This is a genomic window from Agromyces humi, assembly GCF_009720255.1.
GTDB classification, from domain to species: Bacteria; Actinomycetota; Actinomycetes; order Actinomycetales; family Microbacteriaceae; genus Agromyces; species Agromyces humi.
This window is the reverse complement of record NZ_WJSP02000282.1, coordinates 1-4,951: the sequence shown is the minus strand read 5'-3', so window position 1 is coordinate 4,951 and position 4,951 is coordinate 1. Positions and strand designations below refer to the sequence as shown.

General features: G+C 69.5%; 7 protein-coding genes and 1 pseudogene. 3 read left to right on the top strand and 5 right to left on the bottom strand.

Going from position 1 to position 4,951, the window contains the following annotated elements; translation table 11 throughout:
* The 3 genes and pseudogenes from GH736_RS17135 to GH736_RS17125 form a co-directional block, all read right to left on the bottom strand.
* Positions 1-335: pseudogene (locus tag GH736_RS17135) on the bottom strand (hypothetical protein); the annotation flags it as partial.
* A gap of 11 nt (positions 336-346) precedes the next feature.
* Complete coding sequence (locus GH736_RS17130) at positions 347-931, bottom strand: hypothetical protein (protein WP_159605491.1); 585 nt, start codon at positions 929-931, stop codon at positions 347-349.
* A 99-nt stretch (positions 932-1,030) separates the two neighbouring features.
* Positions 1,031-1,258: a hypothetical protein gene (locus tag GH736_RS17125; protein WP_159605489.1), complete on the bottom strand. Its 228-nt coding sequence runs from the start codon at positions 1,256-1,258 to the stop codon at positions 1,031-1,033.
* Positions 1,259-1,383: 125 nt separating this feature from the next.
* Between GH736_RS17125 and GH736_RS17120 the strand changes: the two genes are divergently transcribed.
* The 3 genes from GH736_RS17120 (at position 1,384) to GH736_RS17110 (ending at position 3,249) form a co-directional block, all read left to right on the top strand.
* A complete protein-coding gene (locus GH736_RS17120) occupies positions 1,384-2,088 on the top strand; it encodes a GAF and ANTAR domain-containing protein (RefSeq protein WP_159605487.1) in 705 nt (234 codons plus the stop codon).
* On the top strand, positions 2,085-2,804 hold the full coding sequence (locus GH736_RS17115) for a GAF and ANTAR domain-containing protein (protein ID WP_159605485.1): 720 nt from the start codon (positions 2,085-2,087) through the stop codon (positions 2,802-2,804). Before GH736_RS17120 ends, GH736_RS17115 begins: the two co-directional genes overlap by 4 nt.
* A 94-nt stretch (positions 2,805-2,898) precedes the next feature.
* Complete coding sequence (locus GH736_RS17110; protein ID WP_159605483.1) at positions 2,899-3,249, top strand: hypothetical protein; 351 nt, start codon at positions 2,899-2,901, stop codon at positions 3,247-3,249.
* Between the two features lie 57 nt (positions 3,250-3,306).
* On the opposite strand, the gene GH736_RS17105 is transcribed toward GH736_RS17110, so the two are convergent.
* Together GH736_RS17105 and murQ are read right to left on the bottom strand one after the other, a co-directional pair.
* Positions 3,307-4,191, bottom strand: a complete 885-nt coding sequence (locus tag GH736_RS17105; RefSeq protein ID WP_159605481.1) for a MurR/RpiR family transcriptional regulator — start codon at positions 4,189-4,191, stop codon at positions 3,307-3,309.
* Positions 4,181-4,951: N-acetylmuramic acid 6-phosphate etherase (gene murQ, locus GH736_RS17100; protein WP_159605479.1), on the bottom strand; the 771-nt coding region annotated here is incomplete at its 5' end. The genes GH736_RS17105 and murQ, both read right to left, overlap by 11 nt.

The window sequence follows — 4,951 nt, the reverse complement described above, 5'->3', positions numbered from 1 at the left end:
GCCGCGGCGGGGTCCTCCGGGACGGTCGGGTCGACGGCGCACAGCGCGATGTTCGAGGGGCTGCAGTTCGCGGGCGGGGCCGGGGCCGCGGGCGCGGGCGCGGGTTCAGCGCCGCCCTCCTGCTCTGGTTCCGATGCTGAGTCATCCTGGTGCTCTGGTGGAGACTGAGCGCCATCACCCTCGACGCTTCCGACGAGGTCGGCGGAATCCTCACCCAGCGCGCCGTTGACGTCGCAGTCCCCCAAATCGACACTGACCTCAGTGCAGCCGCCATCTGCTCGGGCGATGTCGGCCGATCCGAGAGTGAACACGAGCACCACGACGAGGGCGATCATCCTTGCTGGCATCAGAGGCAGTAGTTCTCTCGCTCCCAGAGGTCCTTACCGCTCACCTTGAGAGCCTGTTCGCCACCTTCGACCGTGACGAGGTAAGGCACGTCGACTACTCGATCCGGCGAGACGGCCGAACTCCCGTCCTCTCGCAGAACAGTGAGGCCGCGCAGATCGTCACAGACATAGAACGTGACCGCAATCTCGTTCTTTCCGATTCGTTCCACTGACTGGAGCTTGTGGGTTTCGAACTCTCTGCGCCCAGTCGAATGGATGTGCTCCTTGGCGTAGGCCCCCGCGGATTCGACCTGTGCAGCAAGTGCCTCCCCGGCCGCAACGGCCTCTAGGGCACTGGTGTCGCTGCCCCCTGATCCGGTCATGACCGCTGATGCAAGTAGAAACTTCTCGTACGCGGCCTCGGCCGCGGCCAGCGCCTCCTCGTCGGTCGCGAAGATCGGGTCCGCGGCGGCGGAGGAGGTCGGCGCCGTGGTGGGGGCCGGGGCGCCGGTGCATCCGCTGGCGGCCAGCAGCGTCACCGCCGCGATGGTGGCCAGCGCGCCCACGCGGAGTCTCACGCGGAAGTGGGCGGGTGACTCGGGCATGGGGTCGAGCCTAAGCGAGCCATGGGCGAGGGCGGGTCGTTATCCACAGCGGGACGTGGCCCCAAGAAGGTGTCCCTGCGGCGAGCGAGGGCGGGCGCCTCAGCTCATGAGGTCGCGAACGAGCTCGCCCCACTCGAAGCCGCACTCGCGGCAGTCGAACAGCGGGTCTTCGTGGGCGAATGCGCCGGCAGCGGCATCCGTCGAGTCGATCTCGACGACCGCGTTGAGGGACGACGTGACGACGACGCGAACGGTGGTCGACCCGCAGCGTGGGCACGGCTCATCGAGCACATCGTGCGCGACGCTGGTCTGCAGCTGGTTCCTCATGGCGCCCACGGTACGCCGCGCCGCCGACATCGCCCGGAGCACACGCGCACGGCAGACGAGTGGCCGCAAGGGCTTTCACACCTCACGGGCGGCGGGTAGCGTCGAAGGCGGGAGGCGATGGCGTGATGGCGAGTTCGTTCGGTGCGGCGATGGAGGCACTGGACCGGTCTTCGGGATCCCCTGAGGGGTTCTGCCGTCCGTTCCTCGACCTCTTTCCCGTGACCGGCGCCGCCGTCTCGACGGTGGGCAACGTGCTCGGCAGCGAGACGCTCTCCGCCAGCGATGAGATCGCCGCCCGCCTCGATGAACTGCAGTTCGACCTGGGCGAGGGCCCGTGCTGGGATGCCATGCGCTCGGGATCGCCCGTGCTCGAGCCCGATCTGCGCGGCGCGGCGCCGCGCTGGCCGGCATTCGCTGCCGCGACGCGTGAAGACGGACTGCGCTCGATCTTCGCCTTCCCGCTCGCGGTCGGGCCGCTGCGGATCGGCGCGGTCGACCTCTATTCGCTGCGGGCCGTCGAGTTGAACCGCACGCAGATCCGCCAAGCGGATGCGATGGCCGGGGTCGTGGGCCGCCATGTGCTGCGCCACGCGCTCAGCGCGGTCGGACGTGAGCTCGACGACACGGGCAACGCCTTCTCCCGACGCGTCGTGCATCAGGCCACCGGCATGGTGCTCGCGCAACTCGACCTCTCACCCGATGATGCGCGACTCGTGATCCAGGGGCATGCGTTCGCCACCGAGCGCACGATGATGGAGGTCGCGCAGGACATCATCGACGGGCGGCTCCGCTTCTCGAAGCAGCGTGACGCGATCGAGGCGACCGAATGACCGAACTGACGAAAGAGGCCCGGCTGCTGCAGACGTTCGCGGCACTCGCCGACACGCTCGTCGACGGGTACGACGTGGTCGACCTGCTGCAGCTGCTCGTGGACAGCTGCGCCGAGCTTCTCGACACGACCGCCGCAGCCATCCTCCTCGCCGATGGCAGGGGCGAGCTCGACGTGGTGGCGTCGACCAGCGAGGCGAGCCACCTCGTCGAGGTCATCCAGCTCAGCGCCGAGGCGGGGCCGTGCGTGGAGTGCTACCGCACCGGCGAGGTCGTCCAGGTGCCCGACATCGCCCTGAGCCCTCCTGAGTGGTTCCGGTTCCGCGACCGCGCCATCGAACTCGGGTTCGCGTCGGTGCACGCGCTGCCGATGCGACTCCGAGACAACACGATCGGCACGCTCAATCTCCTTCGCGACCGCACGGGCACGCTCGAGGAGGAGGACCGCATCGCCGCGCGGGCCTTCGCGGATGTCGCGACGATCGGCATCCTGCACGAGCGATCGGTGCGCGAGACGACGGTGCTCGCGGAGCAGTTGCAGGGTGCGCTGAGCAGCCGGGTGGTGATCGAGCAGGCCAAGGGCGTCGTCGCCTACATGAACGGCGTGGGCATCGAGGAGGCATTCGACCTCATCCGACAGTACGCGAGGTCGCACCAGCTCGGGATCAGCAAGGTCGCCGCCGGCATCGTCGATCGCACGCTCCGGCTCGGCGGCTGAGGCGAATCTGGCGCCACGCGGCATCCGGATCTAAAATCGAAACGGTGCCCCGGACCCCGGCAACCTCCGAGACGTCGAGCCGAGGGGAACCGCCGTGAAGCTCATCACCAGCCGTGTCGGGTCGTTCCTGACCGGGAACGAGATCGCCGACGCCGTCATGCGCTACGGGCTCGCGCTCGCGCGGAAACAGCAGCTCGATCTCATCGAGATCCCGTTCGTGTCGACTGACGGATCGGTGCGCAGGGCGCAGTTCCTGATCGGGTGGCAGTTGGAGACCGCCGCGATCTCGCGTGTCGAGCAGAGCGACGAACTGGTGGAGGCCGACACGGCGCAGCTGCTCAATGCGAAGGCGGACCGCGTGGGCGTGATCACCGCCAGGCCGTTCAGCGCAGAGGAGCTCGCCGACCTCGCCACGGTGCCGGTCGACTTCGTCGAGTCCTGCTGAAGCCCGGCGGGAGTTCGGCGGGCCGGGGCCGGCGCGGTGGCGTGGACGCGCAGCGGCTCAGTCGCGCCGCTTGCGCGCCGCGACCTTATGGCTGGCGGTCACCTCGAAGGTTCGCCGCAGCGGGTCTGCGACGTCCTCGTGCCGGCGCTGTGCCACCCGCACGAACACGAAGTCCACGACGGCGAGCTGCGCGATGCGGCTCGACATCGCCCCCATGCGATAGGGCGATTCGCGTGCCTGCGTGGTGAGCACGGCATCGGCGACCTCGGTCACGGGCGAGTCGGGCGAGTTCGTGAGGGCCACGGTCATCGCCCCGGCCTCGCGCGCGACGGTGAGGGCGTGGATCGTCTCGCTGGTGAGCCCCGAGTGCGAGATGCCGATCGCGACGTCGCCCGGCTTCCGCAGCGCCGCGGTCACGAGGGCGAGGTGCACGTCGACGGAGCAGGACGCCGAGATGCCGATGCGGGCGAGCTTCTGCTGCAGGTCCTGCGCGGTCAGCCCGCTCGCCCCGAACCCGTAGAGGTCCACGTGCCTGGCACCGGCGATCGCGTCGACGACCCGGTCGAGCACCTCGACGTCGAGGCCCTGCACCGTCTGCTCGATCGCCAATACCTCGTGAAAGGCGATCTTCGCCACCACGTCGGCGGCGGCATCATCGGGGCTGATGTCGGAGTCCGCCAGGCCGAATCGGTCGCGTTCGGCGGCCTCGCGGCTGATCGCGCTGGCGACCTCCATGCGGAACTCGCGGTAGCCGCTGTAGCCGAGCGTCTGGCAGAAGCGCGCGACGGTCGACAGCGAGGTGCCGCAGCGGTGCGCGAGATCCGTGATCGTCAGGTCGACGACGATCGAGGGATCTGCGATGATCGCCTCCGCGACGCGCGCCTCAGACGAGCTCAGCCGCGGCAGCGCCTGGCGAACGTTCGAGAGCACGTCACGAGCCATCGTTCTCCTCTGCTCTGGTCGCGGGCGTGGAAATCGCGTGAACCTCACTCAGAGCATCCCGCAACACCCCATCGTGCGACGAGAGGCGCGCGATGGCGTCATCAGGCGTCACCCCAGTAATGGTCACGAGGATCGCGGCCTTCACCGACCCGCCCACCGATTCGAGCGCTGCGGATGCCGCGGCGGCGTCCGTGCCCGTCGCCAGCATCACGATGCGTTCCGCTCGTGCGCGGAGCTTCGCGTTGGTGGCCTGCACGTCGACCATGAGGTTGCCGTGCACCTTGCCGAGCCGCACCATCGCGATGGTGGAGATGGCGTTGAGCACGAGCTTCTGCGCGGTGCCGCCCTTGAGGCGGGTCGAGCCGGCGACGATCTCGGGGCCCACGACGGTCTCGATCGCGAGGTCGGCGACGCGGCCGATGGTCGATCCTGCGTTGCACGAGAGCCCGACGGTGAGCGCCCCGATCCGCCGAGCATGCTCGAGGGCCCCGACGACGTAGGGTGTGCGACCCGACGCGGAGATGCCGACGACGGCGTCGGCGGCCGTGAGCCCGATCGCGTCCAGGTCGGCGGCCCCGCGCGCGGCGTCGTCCTCGGCATCCTCGACCGCCGAGCGCAGCGCGACCTCGCCGCCCGCGATGACGCCGACGACGAGCGCCGGGTCCGTGCCGAACGTCGGTGGGATCTCGCTCGCGTCGAGCACGCCCATGCGTCCGGCAGTGCCGGCGCCGAGGTACACGAGGCGGCCGCCCGAGCGGAG